Below are 15239 nucleotides of genomic sequence, written 5' to 3' on the forward strand. Positions count from 1 at the left end.
GGTAGCGTTGTTTCGAATGAAAGGTAGTGTTTATTTTGTATGCAGATGATTATGAACCGAAGTTTCAAAGGCGAACGCCAGAGGAATATTTAGAATATATTCGTCAGCAAAATCGCGGAAAGTTAAAGCTATATGTAGGAGCAGCTCCAGGCGTAGGAAAAAGTTATAAAATGCTCTATGATGCTAGAGAGATGAAAAAGGATGGTACGGATATTGTAATTGGTTTAATTGAAACGCACGGGAGAAAAGAGACAGAAGACGCAATTGCTGATTTAGAACAAGTTTCTTTAAAAGAAATAGATTATAAAGGGAAAGTGTTTTATGAACTCGATGTGGAAGGAATTATAAAACGGGCACCGCAAGTCGTTGTTGTGGATGAACTTGCGCATAGTAATGTTCCTGGTTCTAAACATAAGAAACGTTATATGGATGTGCAGGAATTGTTAGAGGCTGGTATATCGGTATTATCAGCTTTTAATATTCAACATTTAGAAAGTGTTCATGATATTGTAGCTCAAATTACGAATGTAAAAGTAAGAGAACGAATTCCAGATTTTATTTTACAAAAAGCAAATGAAATTCAGCTCGTTGATGCAACGCCTGAGGTATTAAGGAAGAGACTAATAGTCGGAAAGATATATAAAGAAGAAAAAATTCAGCAAAGCTTACAAAACTTCTTTACACTTAATAATTTAGGAGCACTTAGGGAATTATCACTTCGAGAAGTTGCCGATGATATGGACGAGAAAATTAGCCAAACAGTAATAGAACCAATTGGCGTAAAAGAAAAAATTCTCGTTTGTGTACAATACAGTTCAACAGCGGAGAAATTAATAAGACGGGGATGGCGCATGGCTGATCGGTTAAATGCTGAATTGTACGTATTAAACGTTGAGAGGGAAAATATAGATTCTATTTCAGCTGGAAAAAAGCAGACGATTGAAGAGTGGAAGTTGCTAACGAATCAATTTGATGCAAGCTTTGTATTAGAAGAAGCAAAAGGAAGAAAGCCAGCAGATGTTATTATTGAAGTGGCAAAAAGATTACAGGTGACGCAAATTTTACTTGGACAATCGGCAAGAACAAGGTGGGAAGAAATACGAAAAGGCTCTATTGTAAATGAAATTATGAGACAAACAAAATTTATTGATATTCATATTGTTGCGGATCAAAGAGGGTAAAATAGAGCTGACCTTTTTGGGGCCCTATTTTACTTTTTGTACAGCATGAAAGCGTAGCATTTTCATTGCATATAAGATTACAAGTAAAAACATAATTGCGCCTAGGAAGAAAATCCAAAAGTATTTTTGGTTAAATAAAAGAAATCCACCTATAAGTGGCCCTGTACCCATACCAAGATAGCGGATGAAGTTGTACATACCGATAGCTGTTGCGCGTTCTTGTACAAATTCTTCTGTTAATAAAGTAGTATGAGTTGGCATAGAAAGTCCCATACTAAAACCGTACAAAGATGTAACGATAATGATGAACGTGATATTGATGTTATATGTGAAAGAGAATAAAGTGACACATATAATATTGAAGAAACTTGTAATGAATAAAGCTTGCTTTGTTGTGAGGCGTTTTTGCAAAAACTTGTAGCAATAACTTCCTAGCATAATAGAAAGAGACATCGGTACAAACATAAGACCAATTTCACTTGCAGTTAAGTGAAATGAATTTGTTAAAATGCTCGGTAAAAAAACGAGGAAGCAAAAGTAAATACAAAATTGAATGAAGCCAATAAGAGTAATAGAAAATCCAGTTTTATTTTTTAAGATAAACCAGTAATTCTTTTTTGCTTGCGGTTGTTTACTTACAGTTGGTTTTGTTTCTGGAAGTAGTGAAATATTTATCGTTAATAAGAGAATGCCAAGTATAGATAAAAAGAGAAATACGGATACGTGGCCATTTATACTGCCTAGATAACCACCAATGAGAGGGCCGATTGCAGGTGCAAGAGCAAGTAACATTTGATACAGGCTCATTGCTTCTCCTCGTTCTTTTCCTTCAAATAAATCGCCGATAATCGTTGCTGCTACTACAGGTATAGCTGCTATTCCTATAGCTTGAACAGCTCTGAAAAATAGAAATACATATATGTTCGCTGAAAAAGCACATCCGATTGAACCAATTGTACTAATGATCAAACTAGGGATAAGGACAGATTTTCTCCCTCTTGTATCAATCAAAGGTCCATATATGAGCTGCATAATCGCAAGAACGAATGTGAAAAGGGAAACTGTTACATTTACAAGATAAAGAGAAGTGTGAAAAGAACCTTGAATCATGGGCAAGATAGGCGTGTAAATATTTTGAGCGAAGGAACCGAGTAAGGCACTCATACAGACGACATATAAAATGAAATGTATTTTGGATTTTTTCATTATGTTAACCTCCTTGTCATTTAGTTTCCTTGGAAACTAAATTTATTTTAACATGATTTTCTCACTTGTAAATATGAAAAAATGATTTTAAAATGGTATATAGTTAATTTGTTTCTTTAGAAACTCAGGAGGCGAACGGATTGGATTATGCAACGAAACAAATGGAAATACTTTCGGACATTCGTACACTTTTGCATAAAAAAGAAGAACATTTGAAAGGGCAAAATGAGAAATTTCTTCGTGAGACAGGTATAAGTGGTATGTCTTTATCTGAGTTACATGTGATCGAGTGTATCGGGAAAAATGGTTTGATGAATGTAACTGCTATTACGACAGAAATGGGAATGACGAAGGGTGCAATCTCTAAAATTTGTACAAAGTTGTTTCAAAAGAAATTCGTTGAGAAGATGCAAATGTTAGATAATCAAAAAGAAATCTTCTTCCGTTTAACGGAAAGCGGAAATGAAATATATAAAGCTCATGATAAATTACATAAACAAGCTGAAGAAAAGTGGCTGTTATTTTTAGATAGATATACGAAAGAAGAGCAAGATTTTATTCAAAGATTTATAAAGGATGTCTCCAACCATTTGGAAATATAATTGGAAGAAAAAACTCCTTTTTCTCAAGTCTTTTGAATATAATTTCTGAAAGAACTCATATATAATAGAAAAAGATACTTAACATGGTGAATAATTAAAGAGTCAATATATATAGAGGAGAGAGTAACATGCTTGAAAATACGGGGTTAGTATTAGAAGGCGGCGGTATGCGTGGTGTGTACACGGGCGGGATATTAGAATACTTTATGGAACAAGATTTATATTTTCCATATGTAATCGGTGTATCAGCTGGTGCTTGTCATGCAGCGTCGTATCTTTCCAGACAAAGAAATAGAAATAAAACAGTAAATATTGATTATGCATCACACCCAAAATACTTATCGTATAAAAATTTATGGAGAAAACGCCAGTTATTCGATATGGAGTTCATTTTTCATGAGATTCCAGAAAAGCATGTTCCGTTTGATTTTGAAACATACTTTAATAGCCAAGAGCGTTTCCTTGTAGGAACGACAGATTGTGAAACAGGACAGTCTATTTATTTTGAAAAAGAAGGAACGAATGATGATGCACTAAATTTATTACAAGCATCTAGTTCATTGCCTTTCATTGCACCTGTAGTAAATTACCGTGGTAAGCAATTATTAGATGGCGGGATTTCGGATCCAATTCCAGTTCGTAAAGCACAGGAAGATGGTTTTAAAAAATCAGTCGTTATTTTAACGAGAAATCATGGTTACGCGAAGAAAAAATCAAAGTTTGGATGGGTTGCAGCGAAAGCTTATAAAAAATATCCGAACCTTGTTAACACGATGCTGAATCGTTATGAAGTGTATAATGAAACACTTCACTACATTGAAAAAGAAGAACAAGCTGGGAATTTATTTGTTATTCGTCCAGAAGTGCCGCTTCAAGTAGATCGTATGGAAAAAGATACAGCAAAACTACAAAATCTATATGAGCAAGGCTATGAAGATGCAAAGAGACAGTTTGCAGATTTGCAGGCGTTTTTGCAAAAATAATAATTAGGCTGTGGAGATGGAGTTCTCTGCAGTCTTTTTATTATTGGTTTCAATACCGAATGTTGGTTATACACGTTTTTAGATTATGGTATAATATGGATAAAAGTATGTGAAGAGGTGATACATATGGAAAATGTATATAAAGGACTTAGACATACTGGATTTATTATGATGTTTATTTTTGGTAGCGTATTTTTACTTCGCTGGTTTATTCATGATGAAATGTTATTAGATCAACTTATTAGTTTTAGTGTGGGCATAGTAATGGTTATTTCATCAGTTTTCATTCAAAAGTATAGTAAAGAATTACAGGTAGAAGAGAAATATTAAAAGGTTATAAGCTCCTTCATATTTTGGAGGGACCGTTATAGTTTGAATGATTGTTATAAAAGAAAAGTAGAGCATCGGATTTCGATGCTCTACTTTTTTAATGTGGTAAGAATATTAATTGATAAGCAAACAAAATTCCAAATACATATACAAGTGGGTGAACAGCACGGAATTTACCTTTTGCTACTTTCATAAGTGGGTATGAAATAAATCCAAGTGCGATACCTGTTGCGATACTTGATGTAAGTGGCATGCTTAATATTACTAAGAATGCTGGGAATGCTTCATCAAATGCGTCCCAATCGATGTGGCGAACTGAACCCATCATAAGACTACCAACGATAATTAATGATGGGGCAGTAATAGCTGATACACCAGAAACGGCACTTACTAATGGTCCAAAGAATGCTGCTAGTGCGAATAGAACAGCTACTGTAACAGTTGTTAAACCAGTACGACCACCAGCTGCAACGCCAGCAGAAGATTCAATGTAAGCTGTTGATGGTGTTGTTCCGAACATAGAACCGATTGTTGCCGAGAATGAGTCAGATAGAAGAGCTCGTCCAGCTTTTGGAAGTTTCCCATCTTTCATAAATCCACCTTGTTGAGCTACCCCAAGTAATGTACCTGTTGTATCGAACAATGTAACAAGGAAGAATGAAAATACAACGCCGTACAATCCGTAGTTAATTACATCAGATACAGCAGTAATTGGATTTGAAACGATAATTCCTTCTGGTAATCCAGGCATTGATGTAACACCATTTGAGAATGTTAATTGTCCTGTGAAGAAAGCGATAATACCAGTTAATAGCATGCCGATAAATAGTGCGCCATTTACATTTAAAGACATAAGGATAATAGTAATTCCAAGTCCAGCTAATGCTAGTAGAACTGGAGCAGAGTGAAGATCACCAAGTCCAACTAAGTTTGCATCATTTTTTGTAACGATACCTGTTAAACGTAAACCGATAAAGGCGATAAATAGCCCGATACCAGCAGTAATTGCATGTTTTAAGTTTTCAGGAATTGCTTCCATTAATTTTGTACGGAAAGATGTAAATGATAGCAAAATTAAAATCATACCTGCTACGAATACAGCAGAGAATGCAATTGCGAAAGTCATGCCTTCATGTGCTTTTACAACAGAGTAAGAGAAGTAAGCATTTAATCCCATACCTGGCGCGATTGCGATTGGTAAGTTTGTAAAGATTGCCATAAATAATGTTCCGACAACAGCAGCAATAATTGTTGCTGTAAATGCTTGTTCAAATGGAACACCTGCATCCCCAAGGATGACAGGGTTTACGACAATGATATATGCCATTGTTAAGAAGGTAATAATACCTGCCATAATTTCAGTTTTAATAGAAGTTTTATGTTTTGAAAGGTTAAACATATAAACATCCTTTCTGTTTACGAATAATTTTCACAACAGTTATATATAATATTCGTTTTTTAACTATTTTGCAATAGTTTTGCATAAAAAGTTTACAACAATTCATATTTTGTGTCTTAAATTCGAATATTAATCGTAATATGATGTGCGAATTCCAGTTTTTATTATGCACATTATAAGAAAAAGGAGTTGAAAGAAGCTATGCCACAGCAAAAAAACTTTGTAACAATGCCGGCGCAACATCAAAATAAACAGCCTGGCATTGAATCATTAATGAATCCTCTACCGCAGTTTGAAGATCCCAATTATAAAGGAAGCGAAAAGTTAAAAGGAAAGAATGTATTAATTACAGGTGGAGATAGCGGAATTGGACGAGCTGTTTCCATCGCTTTTGCGAAAGAGGGAGCAAATATTGCGATTGCGTATTTAGATGAGGAGGGGGATGCTAATGAGACGAAGCAATATGTTGAGAAAGAAGGTGTAAAGTGTGTATTGTTGCCGGGTGATTTAAGTGATGAACAGCATTGTAAAGATGTTGTTCAAGAGACCGTCCAGCAGTTAGGTAGTTTACAGGTTTTGGTAAATAATGTCGCGCAGCAATATCCGCAGCAAGGCTTAGAGTATATTACAGCAGAACAGCTAGAGAAGACTTTTCGTATTAATATTTTTTCTTATTTTCACGTTGCGAAAGCCGCACTTTCTCATTTAAAGCAAGGTGATGTCATTATAAATACAGCGTCTATCGTTGCATACGAAGGAAATGAAACTTTAATTGATTATTCCGCAACGAAAGGGGCAATCGTAGCTTTTACAAGATCACTTTCCCAATCGTTAGTGCAAAAAGGGATTCGTGTAAATGGTGTTGCGCCAGGACCAATTTGGACACCACTTATTCCATCAAGCTTTGATGAGAAAAAAGTATCACAGTTTGGGAGCAATGTTCCGATGCAAAGACCTGGTCAACCATATGAATTAGCGCCAGCATATGTATATTTAGCGTCTAGTGATTCATCCTATGTTAGCGGACAAATGATACATGTAAATGGGGGAGTTATTGTAAATGGATAGTTTTCATTTATAAGAGCAAAGTAATGTTAATTCCACTTATTATAGTGAGCACTAGGGGGGATATAGCTGAAAAAGTCATGTTTCGTCATACTATTATTTTTCATCCTACCGGTTAGTGCTTTTGCTAATACAGATCATTTAATATTAGTAAATCTTACGACAAACCAGTTGTCTTTTTTTGAAAATGGAAATTACACAAAAACATTTCCAGTAACGACTGGAAGAGAGCGTACACCTACGCCTGAAGGTAACTTTTGTATTATAACTAAATTTAAAAATAAAGAATACCATCGAAAAAAAATACCTGGGGGTGCACCGAATAACCCTCTCGGTACGAGGTGGCTGGGACTAGATAAGAATGAATATGCGATTCACGGGACAAATCGGGAATGGACGATTGGAAGTAGGGAATCAAATGGTTGTATTCGCATGCATGACAGGGATATACAATGGTTATATGACCGAGTACAATTACAAACAAAAGTAATCATTTCTCGTTTTCATACGAGTCCCGAATATGAAGCGAATAAGCTTGGTTATCGCGTTGTGAGCTGGAATGGTCGAAAAATAGAAGAAGAACAAATTGGAGTACTTACGCTAGTAGACCGCGCGGATATATATTGGCAAGAACCAAATGGACAGTTAACGAAAGTGAAAACGGTATTGCCAAATGAAAGATATCCAGTGTACTCAAAACGAAAAGATGGAATATATTATATAGGAAACAATTCGTATATTATAGATGAAACAGGAGAGAAAATTCGTTACGAGCAAATTCCTTCTTCGATTTTAAGTAATATATATAAACGGAAATACAATGTTCCGTAATGGCTACCGTATTATAGACGGTAGCTTATTTATACTTGGAGTTTAACTGCAACTATTGTATTTTGCTGAATATAATACAGTACAGATAGGGGGCGGTTATATTATGAAAAGTGAATTTGCGTTTAAAGTTTTCTTAGTAACGACCTGTTTATTTATCGTGTATTTATATGCGTTTCTCGTCTTTTCTTTTTATGTTCCATATGTTGATTTAATATTGTTCTTCGGATTTATTTGGGCGTTTGTGAAAGCAAGGGAAGGAGAGAAGAGTATATATCGGCGCATTACCCTATGCGGGACGGCCGTTCTCGTTATTTTGTACTTTTTTATTATGCATGATTTTTGGAGAGGAATGTAAAAAAAGCATACGATTAATCGTATGCTTTTATATCTGTTAATGATGGAAGAGAGGCAATTGCACCGTAATTTGTACATGTGATAGCGCCTACTTTATTTGCAAAGGAGATAAACGCTGTTAAGTCTTTGAAATGATACGAAAGTGTATGTTCACTTTGGGCAATCTGATATAACATTGCTCCAACGAAAGCATCACCAGCACCAGTTGTATCGACTTGTTGAATGGAAATAGAAGAGACAATGGTTTGACCTTCATTTGTCGCAAGAAGGGTACCGTCTTTTCCAAGTGTAATAGCTACTACTTTTGCGCCATAATTTAATAATTTGAGTGCAGCTTGTTGTAAATCACTTTCTTTAGAGAGCATAGTAGCTTCCTCTTGACTTACTTTTACGAAGTGTGCATGTTTTATAAAGGTTAGACAATCTTGAGAGAATTGTTCTGTATTTGTAATGAGTGCACTTCGATAATTTGGATCAAAAGAAATAAAATGGCCGTTATCTTTCGCATATTGTAACAACTGGAAATACGTTTCTTTTAATGGGCTTGATAGTAAAGCTGTCGCTGAACCGAAATGTATTAAATCATTTGTTTGTATTTTTGATAAATCAATGCTATTGAATTGATATTCACCATCTGCACCACGCATAAAAGTAAAATCACGTTCGCCATCTTGATCGATGGATACGAATGCAAGTGTTGTTTGTTTATCTTTTATGAGCATGGATGTATCGACTTGCGCACGCTGTAAAGTTTGTTCAAGAAACTCACCAAATGGATCGTTTCCTACTTGCCCCATAAATGTAGCGTGTCCACCTAATTTTGTAATCGCAGCAGCAACGTTAGCGGGTGCTCCACCAGCTTTTTTTTCGAAATCTGAACCGTTTACTAAAGAAACGTTAGTATTTCGGCACACAAAATCAATTAATAGTTCACCTATACAAAAGACATTTCTCATACAATCCCTCTTTTCAGCTTATATTGTGTGATGGTAAAGTTTAGTTTTGCATCTGAAAAGATTGCGATATGATGTTTCATGTCTTTTCGAGGAAAAACTCGGGACGTAAAGACTGTTGAACCATCGTATAAGAAAATTTCCACGATGCTTTTATCTACAAATATTTGTAGTTCTATCGTATCTTGAATATCGATTTTTTTACAGCGTTCAAATCCATATTCTCCGCCAAATTGATGGTAGAAGTTGCTCCTGTCTATAGAAATAGTACCTTGTTCCCGATTAAATGTAATGGGGAAACATTCCTCCTCATTGTGGAAGAGAGAAAGCCCAAAACGCTTTGCATCTTCTGTTTTAAGTGTAACAATTAATTCATAGGAGCCTTCATCATCAAGCGTTGATAATACATTTAATCCAGCTGTTATATCTCCTGAAATGTCTTTTTTTGTTGTTCGTAGTTTTGTTAATTCTGAAACTGGTTTTTGTTTTATGATGTTATCTTCTAATGTTAATTCACGTGGAAGTGTTAGGCAATGAGCCCACATATAATCATCAGAAGGATATGTGATTTCACTTGATCCTGCCCAAGCAAATAATAGGCGACGACTAGTAGCGTCTTCTAAAGTTTGAGGGGCATAAAAATCGAATCCTTTATCAGCTTCGTAATAGGAATCAATATGGAAATATAAATTTTTAATATCGAAATGACCTATAGCATAAACGACATTGTATACATTGTGAAAGTTTTCTCCGTCTTTTTCAATTCCTTGCGGTGAAAAGAGAAGTACATCTTTCCCTGATAATTGGAAGTAATCGGGGCATTCCCACATAAATCCAAATTCTTTTAAATTTGTTGTAATTTCGCCTTGGAAATGCCAATTGTATAGGTCTTGTGATTTGTATAGTAATAGAGTTCCTGTTGTATTTTCACGTTGGGCACCGAGTAACATATAGTACATATCATTATGTTTCCAGACTTTTGGATCACGTACATGTTTTGTATATCCGTCAGGAATTATATCAATAACAGGATTATTACTATATTTCGTCATCGTATATTGTGAATCCATTGTTGCCATACATTGTTTTGCATCACGGGAATCATCAGGATTTTTTATATTCCCTGTATAAAGTAAATGAAGAAGGCCATCTTTTACGATAGCACTACCAGAATATGCACCGTGTGATTCATAGCTTTCAGTAGGGATGATGGCTACAGGCATACGCTCCCAGTTAATAAGGTCTTTTGACTTCACATGTCCCCAATGCTTCATTCCATGAATGGGACCAAATGGATACCATTGATAAAAAACGTGATATTCATCATTGTAGTATGATACACCGTTAGGATCATTCATTAATCCAAATGGTGGATGGATATGATAAATTGGTTTCCATGAATCTTGGTTTGCAATTTCATATAAAGAATGTAATTCGTCTTTATTAGATTGCAGAATTGTTTTATATTTTGACATAGGTTTTCACCCCGTTATTATTTACTTTCTTTATATAAAATGAATGTGGCAACAAAAGCAGTGATAACTGCAATAGCGAAGCCAATTATATAGTGAATCATGTTCATCATGCCAAGAGGTGCAACAATTGTAAGCATCGGAATACCTGTTAAACCGTATGCGTTAGCTGCTACTTGCATCCAAACAACGTAAGCGCCTCCAATTGCGCCGCCAATAGCTGCTGCAATAAATGGTTTACCTAGTTTTAAATTGACACCAAAAATAGCTGGTTCTGTAATTCCTAAAAATGCTGAAGCTGCTGCCGGAATTGCAATTTCTTTCGTTTTTTTGTTTTTTGTTTTGAAATAGACAGCTAAAGTAGCGCCGCCCTGTGCAACGTTCGCCATTGACCAAATAGGGAGTAAGAAATTGACACCGATATCTTTATTTGCGAGTAAGCCTGCTTCTATAGCATGGAAGCTATGATGTAAGCCAGTAAGAACAATTGTTGAATATAGACCACCGAATATAAGACCAGCTACTGGTCCTGCAAATTGATAAATTGTATTTAAAAGGTACGTAATACCGTCACCGATTTTATATCCAATTGGTCCAATAATAATAAGTGATAAAAAGCCAGTTATAATAATTGTTAAGAATGGTGTAACTAATAAATCTAAAGAGTTCGGAACACGTTTTCGAAGTTCTTTTTCAATTGTACTCATAACGTATACGCATAATAAAATAGGTAAAACAGTACCTTGATAGCCAATCATATCAATATCCATGCCAAGGAAATGTAAAACAGTTGGTTTTGCATTTGAAAGAGTCCAAGGATTTGTTAAGCTTGGGTGAGTTAATATACCACCAACAACTGCCCCTAAGAAAATATTTCCACCAAATTCTTTAGCGGCACTTACTCCAATTAAAATAGGTAAAATAATGAAAGCTGCACTTGAGAACATATCAAGTAATTGGATAAGTGAGTGATCTCCAGGAACTAATTTAAACGCTTTCAACATTCCGAGTAGACCCATAAGTAAACCGCTTGCGACGATAGCTGGAATAATTGGAACGAAAATATTGGATAGTGTCTTTGCTAGGCGGGCGATAGGATTCATTTTTTTCTTAGGTATATCGTTTGATGTTGTAGAATCTAGTTCGGCTATTCCAATTAGTTTTGAGAATTCATCATATACTTTGTTTACTATGCCAGTTCCAAAAATAATTTGATATTGCTCGGTCGTTGCGAAAGCACCTTTTACTCCATCGATGTTTTCGATTTCTGCAGCGTTTATTTTCGTATCATCCTTTAATATAAGACGAAGGCGAGTCGCGCAATGTGTGGCACGAACAATGTTTTCCTTTCCACCAATGTTCTGTAATACTTGATTTGCAATTTGTTTCATATCTATAAAAATTCCCCCTTACTATAAATTTCTCTTGCGGAACCGGTTCCGCAATAAGTTAAAATAAAAAACAGGGAAATGATGTTGAAAATCCTGTTTTTAAAATGTGGAACCGGTTTTAATTTTATTATAGAGCGCCTTTATATTTTGTCAACGCTTTCTTGGATTTTTAATGTATAACGAGAGTGTAATATTTTTGGTATAGTTTTGTTTTCAACAAGCTGTGAAAGAGAAGTGGCAGCAAGCTTTCCAGCATACTCATAGTCAAACGCAATTGTCGTTAAGCTAGGGTGTACCATTTCTGAAATATCATATCCACCGAATCCTGTTACAGAAATATCACCTGGTACAGAAAGGGAGTGGGAGTGAATCACTTTCATTGCGCCAAGAGCGATGTTATCTGTAGCACATACGATAAGAGTTGGGCGATTATTATCTAAAATATGTTGTACTTGTTTCATGGCATCTTCTATGCGGAAAGTTGTTTCGTAATATGAAACGTTGCAAGCCGGTTCTAAATTTTCAATTGCTTTTTGAAAACCATTTTTTCGATTTATTCCAACAGAAATATCATCTTTTTCTATCCCTAAATAGGCAATATGTCGATGACCTTGTGATAACACGTATGCCCCTAACTCATAAGCTGCATCATAATCATCGTGAACGAGGCAATATTGATCTTTATATTCTTGCCCGACGAATAAAATAGGGATGTTTGAATTAGCCATAATTTTTTGATGTTCATTCGTTAATGTTTTTGTTAATAAAATAATGCCAGCTACTCTTTGTTTTATAAAGTTTTCCATAGCTTGTATTTCAGTTTCGGTTGTTTGATTTGCATTTGCTACAAGCATTTGATAGTTATTTTCCTGTAATGTTTTATCAATCCCGATAAGTGTTTTCATTGTAGCGAAGGAGTCTAATCGGGGGATGATGACACCAATTAAATTTGTTGTTTTTGCTTTTAAACTTTGAGCAAATGTATTGGGAGAGAAATTTGTTTCCTGAATAATACCTTCGATTTTAAGTTTTGTTTTATCACTTACATATCCGCCGTTTAAGTAACGAGAGACTGTGCTTTTTGCAACTCCAGCCAATTTGGCGATATCTGCAATTGTTTTAGCCATAGTATTTCACCTTCGTATTCATAAAAATGTTAACTTTATTATAGGGAGAATTAGAGATGACGTAAACAAGAAGAGGGAAAGAAAAAACCACCTCACGTATATGAGGTGGAATAATTGTTAATATCTAGGCTTAAATGTATGACAACAAGTCTCTACACTCGTTGCTACAGAACTTTCTAGCGTCTCGTTTGTTAAAACAGCAGCTGTATATGAATCATTTTCAGTTTGACCAGTTTCATCTGCATCAGGCTGAACGATGATTGCACTTGCTTGACAAAAGTTACCTTGTCCCCAAAAAGAACAGTTGGAAACAGAACATCTTACTTCTGGCATAAAACCCCCTCCTTATACATTAGTTTGGGATTTTACGCCCATTTCATGTGTAGAAGGAGTTTCCTTTTCTCGTTACTTTTTCGTTTGCTCAAGCCATTCTTTTAATTTGTCTTTCGGCTGTTCACCGCTAATACGGCTCACTTCTTTGCCATCTTTAAAATGAATGATTGTTGGTGTACCTTGAATTTTATATTCATCCCAAGGAGCATCTAATTTTTCAATATCCATAACTTTCATATCAACGTTCAAGTCTTTAGCCATTGGTACTACGACAGGAGATAATTTTTGACAATGAACGCAAGATGTTTGATAAAAGTATACTGTTTCTTCTTTTTTCTCTTTTAAGTTCTTTTGAAGATCTGAAAGAGAAATTTTATTTGTGTAGTAGTCAGAACCGTTTGTCTTACTTTCAGTAGGATTATCAATTTTTTGGCTAGTAGCATTTTTTTCTTCCATTTGTGTTACTGCAAAAATTGCCACGAACAAGGCGATAATAATACCACCAAATATAAGCATTTTTTTCATTCTTTCATCTCCTTATTTGTTTTTGATGACAATAAAGCTACAAACAGCGATTGTAATAAAGCCGATAAGTGCTAAAAACGGGATTGTCACAAAGCCGAACCAGTTTATGTATTCTCCCGTACATGGTACACGTCCACAAGCTGCCCCAGCAGATGAAAATGCTGCGACTTTTTGAATTGCATAGTGATATAAAGAAATACAAGCGCCAATAGTTGCGATTGGTAAAGAATAACTTGCGATGCGATAGTCTTTTTTTGCTACAGCAATACCAAGCCATAAAACGAATGGATACATAAAAATGCGTTGATACCAACAAAGGACACAAGGCTCAAATTTCATGATTTCGGAAAAGTACAGACTTCCTAGTGTAGCAATAAAAGAAGCTCCCCATGCGGTAAGTAAAGCATATTCTTGCTTTTTTTCTCGTCCCATATTTTATACCTCTCTTATAATAGTTACATACTAAATTATAGTATGAAGTGGTATAGAAAAGAAAGAAAAAATATGTTTATCAATAAAAGTTTTATAAGAGGAAACATTTATTAGTATTAATATTTTAAAAAAGCGCCATTCTCTGGAAGAGAATAGCGCTATATTTTACATTTGAATTTGTTCTACTTCTTCTACATGCGACTTTTGGGATGCGTGGTCAATATATTGAAATAGGAGCTGCAATTGTTTATCAACTTCTGGCAGTTCTTTACTGTATTGATAAGCGTGTAAAAAATGCTCAATACGCTTAGAAAATAATTGATCGTTCGTTTGAACCATGAGAACGAGTAATTTATCCCAATTACAGCAATACGTGTAATAGAGAGCTTTATCATAGTCGTTGTATGTTTGCACTGTGTACCCTCCTTACCGAGAGTTATATATAGTGTGTGATAAGTAAGGGGAAATACACTTGAAAGAATTTGTTAAGAAAAAAAGTGAATGAAAAGAAAAAACGAGGAGTTTCCTCGTTTTTTAAGCTTTTGGCATTGGCGTAGGTGTTGGTTTGCCATAACCTTCTTTGTATTTATTATCGATATAGTTACGAATTTCAAGCGTTGATTTTCCTTTTTGTTTCATGGAAGCAGATTCAACTGCGATTTCTAGGCAATTGACGCAAGTCGTTGCGTGGGAATCCCAAACAACTTCACCATTCTTTTTAATTTCACGAATAAAGCAGTTTTTATTATTTTTATGTCCTACACTTTCACCGCAACCACAATAGCATGGAATCCAATCTAATAGCTCTGCATTTTGTCCAGCGACGGTGTAGATATCTTTCATTTGTGGATCAAGCTTATCTAGGAAGGCCGGAAGTGTGTCGACTCCTTTTGTTTTCTCTTGAATGTCAGCTTGCTGAGTGTGCGATGCATGGTCATGTTCTTCTTTTTTTGATTCAGAAGATTTTTGGTCATTTGTACCAGTACTTCCGCATCCAGCAAGAATTAAACTTAGTACTGCAAGTAAAGAAAATACATACTTTTTCATTCGCTTGT

18 protein-coding genes are annotated in these 15239 nt (G+C 35.2%); 7 read left to right on the forward strand and 11 right to left on the reverse strand.

The window, feature by feature from the left end; genetic code table 11:
* Nucleotides 1-26: 26 nt before the first annotated feature.
* A complete protein-coding gene (kdpDN, locus tag F3I02_RS31825; protein ID WP_196478776.1) occupies nucleotides 27-1181 on the forward strand; it encodes a KdpD-like non-kinase potassium sensor in 1155 nt (384 codons plus the stop codon).
* A gap of 24 nt (nucleotides 1182-1205) precedes the next feature.
* On the opposite strand, the gene F3I02_RS31830 is transcribed toward kdpDN, so the two are convergent.
* Entirely contained in the window at nucleotides 1206-2387 is a 1182-nt protein-coding gene (locus tag F3I02_RS31830; protein WP_046946543.1) for an MFS transporter, read from the reverse strand.
* 140 nt (nucleotides 2388-2527) lie between these two features.
* On the opposite strand from F3I02_RS31830, the gene F3I02_RS31835 reads away from it, so the two are divergent.
* From F3I02_RS31835 to F3I02_RS31845, 3 genes are all read left to right on the forward strand, one after another.
* On the forward strand, nucleotides 2528-2989 hold the full coding sequence (locus F3I02_RS31835) for a MarR family transcriptional regulator (RefSeq protein WP_000384217.1): 462 nt from the start codon (nucleotides 2528-2530) through the stop codon (nucleotides 2987-2989).
* 128 nt (nucleotides 2990-3117) lie between these two features.
* Complete coding sequence (locus tag F3I02_RS31840) at nucleotides 3118-3972, forward strand: patatin-like phospholipase family protein (RefSeq protein ID WP_000892694.1); 855 nt, start codon at nucleotides 3118-3120, stop codon at nucleotides 3970-3972.
* Between the two features lie 126 nt (nucleotides 3973-4098).
* Nucleotides 4099-4302, forward strand: a complete 204-nt coding sequence (locus tag F3I02_RS31845; RefSeq protein ID WP_000432808.1) for a hypothetical protein — start codon at nucleotides 4099-4101, stop codon at nucleotides 4300-4302.
* 97 nt (nucleotides 4303-4399) lie between these two features.
* Here F3I02_RS31845 and F3I02_RS31850 read toward each other — a convergent pair whose 3' ends face one another.
* Nucleotides 4400-5701, reverse strand: coding sequence for an NCS2 family permease (locus F3I02_RS31850; RefSeq protein ID WP_000482710.1), 1302 nt, complete (start codon nucleotides 5699-5701; stop codon nucleotides 4400-4402).
* A 201-nt stretch (nucleotides 5702-5902) separates the two neighbouring features.
* Here F3I02_RS31850 and F3I02_RS31855 point away from each other — a divergent pair, with 201 nt between their 5' ends.
* The 3 genes from F3I02_RS31855 to F3I02_RS31865 all read left to right on the forward strand — a co-directional run bounded on the left by F3I02_RS31855 (nucleotide 5903) and on the right by F3I02_RS31865 (nucleotide 7952).
* Nucleotides 5903-6769 carry an SDR family oxidoreductase gene (locus F3I02_RS31855; RefSeq protein ID WP_001136284.1) on the forward strand — a complete coding sequence of 289 codons (867 nt, stop codon included), beginning with the start codon at nucleotides 5903-5905 and terminating at the stop codon, nucleotides 6767-6769.
* Nucleotides 6770-6835: 66 nt separating this feature from the next.
* On the forward strand, nucleotides 6836-7597 hold the full coding sequence (locus tag F3I02_RS31860) for a L,D-transpeptidase (RefSeq protein ID WP_033669406.1): 762 nt from the start codon (nucleotides 6836-6838) through the stop codon (nucleotides 7595-7597).
* A gap of 103 nt (nucleotides 7598-7700) precedes the next feature.
* Complete coding sequence (locus F3I02_RS31865) at nucleotides 7701-7952, forward strand: hypothetical protein (RefSeq protein WP_000834195.1); 252 nt, start codon at nucleotides 7701-7703, stop codon at nucleotides 7950-7952.
* Between the two features lie 13 nt (nucleotides 7953-7965).
* Here the strand turns inward: F3I02_RS31865 and F3I02_RS31870 are convergent, their stop codons facing one another.
* The 9 genes from F3I02_RS31870 to F3I02_RS31910 form a co-directional block, all read right to left on the reverse strand.
* Complete coding sequence (locus F3I02_RS31870) at nucleotides 7966-8907, reverse strand: carbohydrate kinase family protein (protein WP_001246642.1); 942 nt, start codon at nucleotides 8905-8907, stop codon at nucleotides 7966-7968.
* Nucleotides 8904-10379: a beta-fructofuranosidase gene (scrB, locus tag F3I02_RS31875; protein WP_196478777.1), complete on the reverse strand. Its 1476-nt coding sequence runs from the start codon at nucleotides 10377-10379 to the stop codon at nucleotides 8904-8906. The genes F3I02_RS31870 and scrB overlap by 4 nt, the downstream gene beginning before the upstream one ends.
* 17 nt (nucleotides 10380-10396) lie before the next feature.
* Nucleotides 10397-11773, reverse strand: coding sequence for a sucrose-specific PTS transporter subunit IIBC (locus tag F3I02_RS31880; RefSeq protein WP_000367316.1), 1377 nt, complete (start codon nucleotides 11771-11773; stop codon nucleotides 10397-10399).
* A 134-nt stretch (nucleotides 11774-11907) separates the two neighbouring features.
* Nucleotides 11908-12894: a LacI family DNA-binding transcriptional regulator gene (locus F3I02_RS31885; RefSeq protein ID WP_001140399.1), complete on the reverse strand. Its 987-nt coding sequence runs from the start codon at nucleotides 12892-12894 to the stop codon at nucleotides 11908-11910.
* Nucleotides 12895-13011: 117 nt separating this feature from the next.
* Entirely contained in the window at nucleotides 13012-13227 is a 216-nt protein-coding gene (locus tag F3I02_RS31890) for a DUF1540 domain-containing protein (protein ID WP_001115482.1), read from the reverse strand.
* A 72-nt stretch (nucleotides 13228-13299) separates the two neighbouring features.
* Nucleotides 13300-13752 carry a thioredoxin family protein gene (locus F3I02_RS31895; protein WP_000738451.1) on the reverse strand — a complete coding sequence of 151 codons (453 nt, stop codon included), beginning with the start codon at nucleotides 13750-13752 and terminating at the stop codon, nucleotides 13300-13302.
* A gap of 12 nt (nucleotides 13753-13764) precedes the next feature.
* Complete coding sequence (locus tag F3I02_RS31900; protein WP_000532266.1) at nucleotides 13765-14184, reverse strand: disulfide formation protein C; 420 nt, start codon at nucleotides 14182-14184, stop codon at nucleotides 13765-13767.
* Nucleotides 14185-14349: 165 nt separating this feature from the next.
* Nucleotides 14350-14598 carry a YhdB family protein gene (locus F3I02_RS31905; RefSeq protein ID WP_001195459.1) on the reverse strand — a complete coding sequence of 83 codons (249 nt, stop codon included), beginning with the start codon at nucleotides 14596-14598 and terminating at the stop codon, nucleotides 14350-14352.
* Nucleotides 14599-14718: 120 nt separating this feature from the next.
* Complete coding sequence (locus F3I02_RS31910; RefSeq protein ID WP_000761025.1) at nucleotides 14719-15231, reverse strand: PCYCGC domain-containing protein; 513 nt, start codon at nucleotides 15229-15231, stop codon at nucleotides 14719-14721.
* Nucleotides 15232-15239: the final 8 nt, after the last annotated feature.

The sequence above is a fragment of the Bacillus sp. SRB3LM genome, assembly GCF_015712745.1.
Classification (GTDB): domain Bacteria; phylum Bacillota; class Bacilli; order Bacillales; family Bacillaceae_G; genus Bacillus_A; species Bacillus_A thuringiensis_K.

Coding starts and splice junctions, on each gene's coding strand:
- F3I02_RS31830 (WP_046946543.1), bottom strand. CDS start 2,387: ATGAAAAAATCCAAAATACATTTCATTTTATATGTCGTCTGTATGAGT.
- F3I02_RS31840 (WP_000892694.1), top strand. CDS start 3,118: ATGCTTGAAAATACGGGGTTAGTATTAGAAGGCGGCGGTATGCGTGGT.
- F3I02_RS31845 (WP_000432808.1), top strand. CDS start 4,099: ATGGAAAATGTATATAAAGGACTTAGACATACTGGATTTATTATGATG.
- F3I02_RS31850 (WP_000482710.1), bottom strand. CDS start 5,701: ATGTTTAACCTTTCAAAACATAAAACTTCTATTAAAACTGAAATTATG.
- F3I02_RS31855 (WP_001136284.1), top strand. CDS start 5,903: ATGCCACAGCAAAAAAACTTTGTAACAATGCCGGCGCAACATCAAAAT.
- F3I02_RS31865 (WP_000834195.1), top strand. CDS start 7,701: ATGAAAAGTGAATTTGCGTTTAAAGTTTTCTTAGTAACGACCTGTTTA.
- F3I02_RS31870 (WP_001246642.1), bottom strand. CDS start 8,907: ATGAGAAATGTCTTTTGTATAGGTGAACTATTAATTGATTTTGTGTGC.
- scrB (WP_196478777.1), bottom strand. CDS start 10,379: ATGTCAAAATATAAAACAATTCTGCAATCTAATAAAGACGAATTACAT.
- F3I02_RS31885 (WP_001140399.1), bottom strand. CDS start 12,894: ATGGCTAAAACAATTGCAGATATCGCCAAATTGGCTGGAGTTGCAAAA.
- F3I02_RS31890 (WP_001115482.1), bottom strand. CDS start 13,227: ATGCCAGAAGTAAGATGTTCTGTTTCCAACTGTTCTTTTTGGGGACAA.
- F3I02_RS31895 (WP_000738451.1), bottom strand. CDS start 13,752: ATGAAAAAAATGCTTATATTTGGTGGTATTATTATCGCCTTGTTCGTG.
- F3I02_RS31900 (WP_000532266.1), bottom strand. CDS start 14,184: ATGGGACGAGAAAAAAAGCAAGAATATGCTTTACTTACCGCATGGGGA.
- F3I02_RS31910 (WP_000761025.1), bottom strand. CDS start 15,231: ATGAAAAAGTATGTATTTTCTTTACTTGCAGTACTAAGTTTAATTCTT.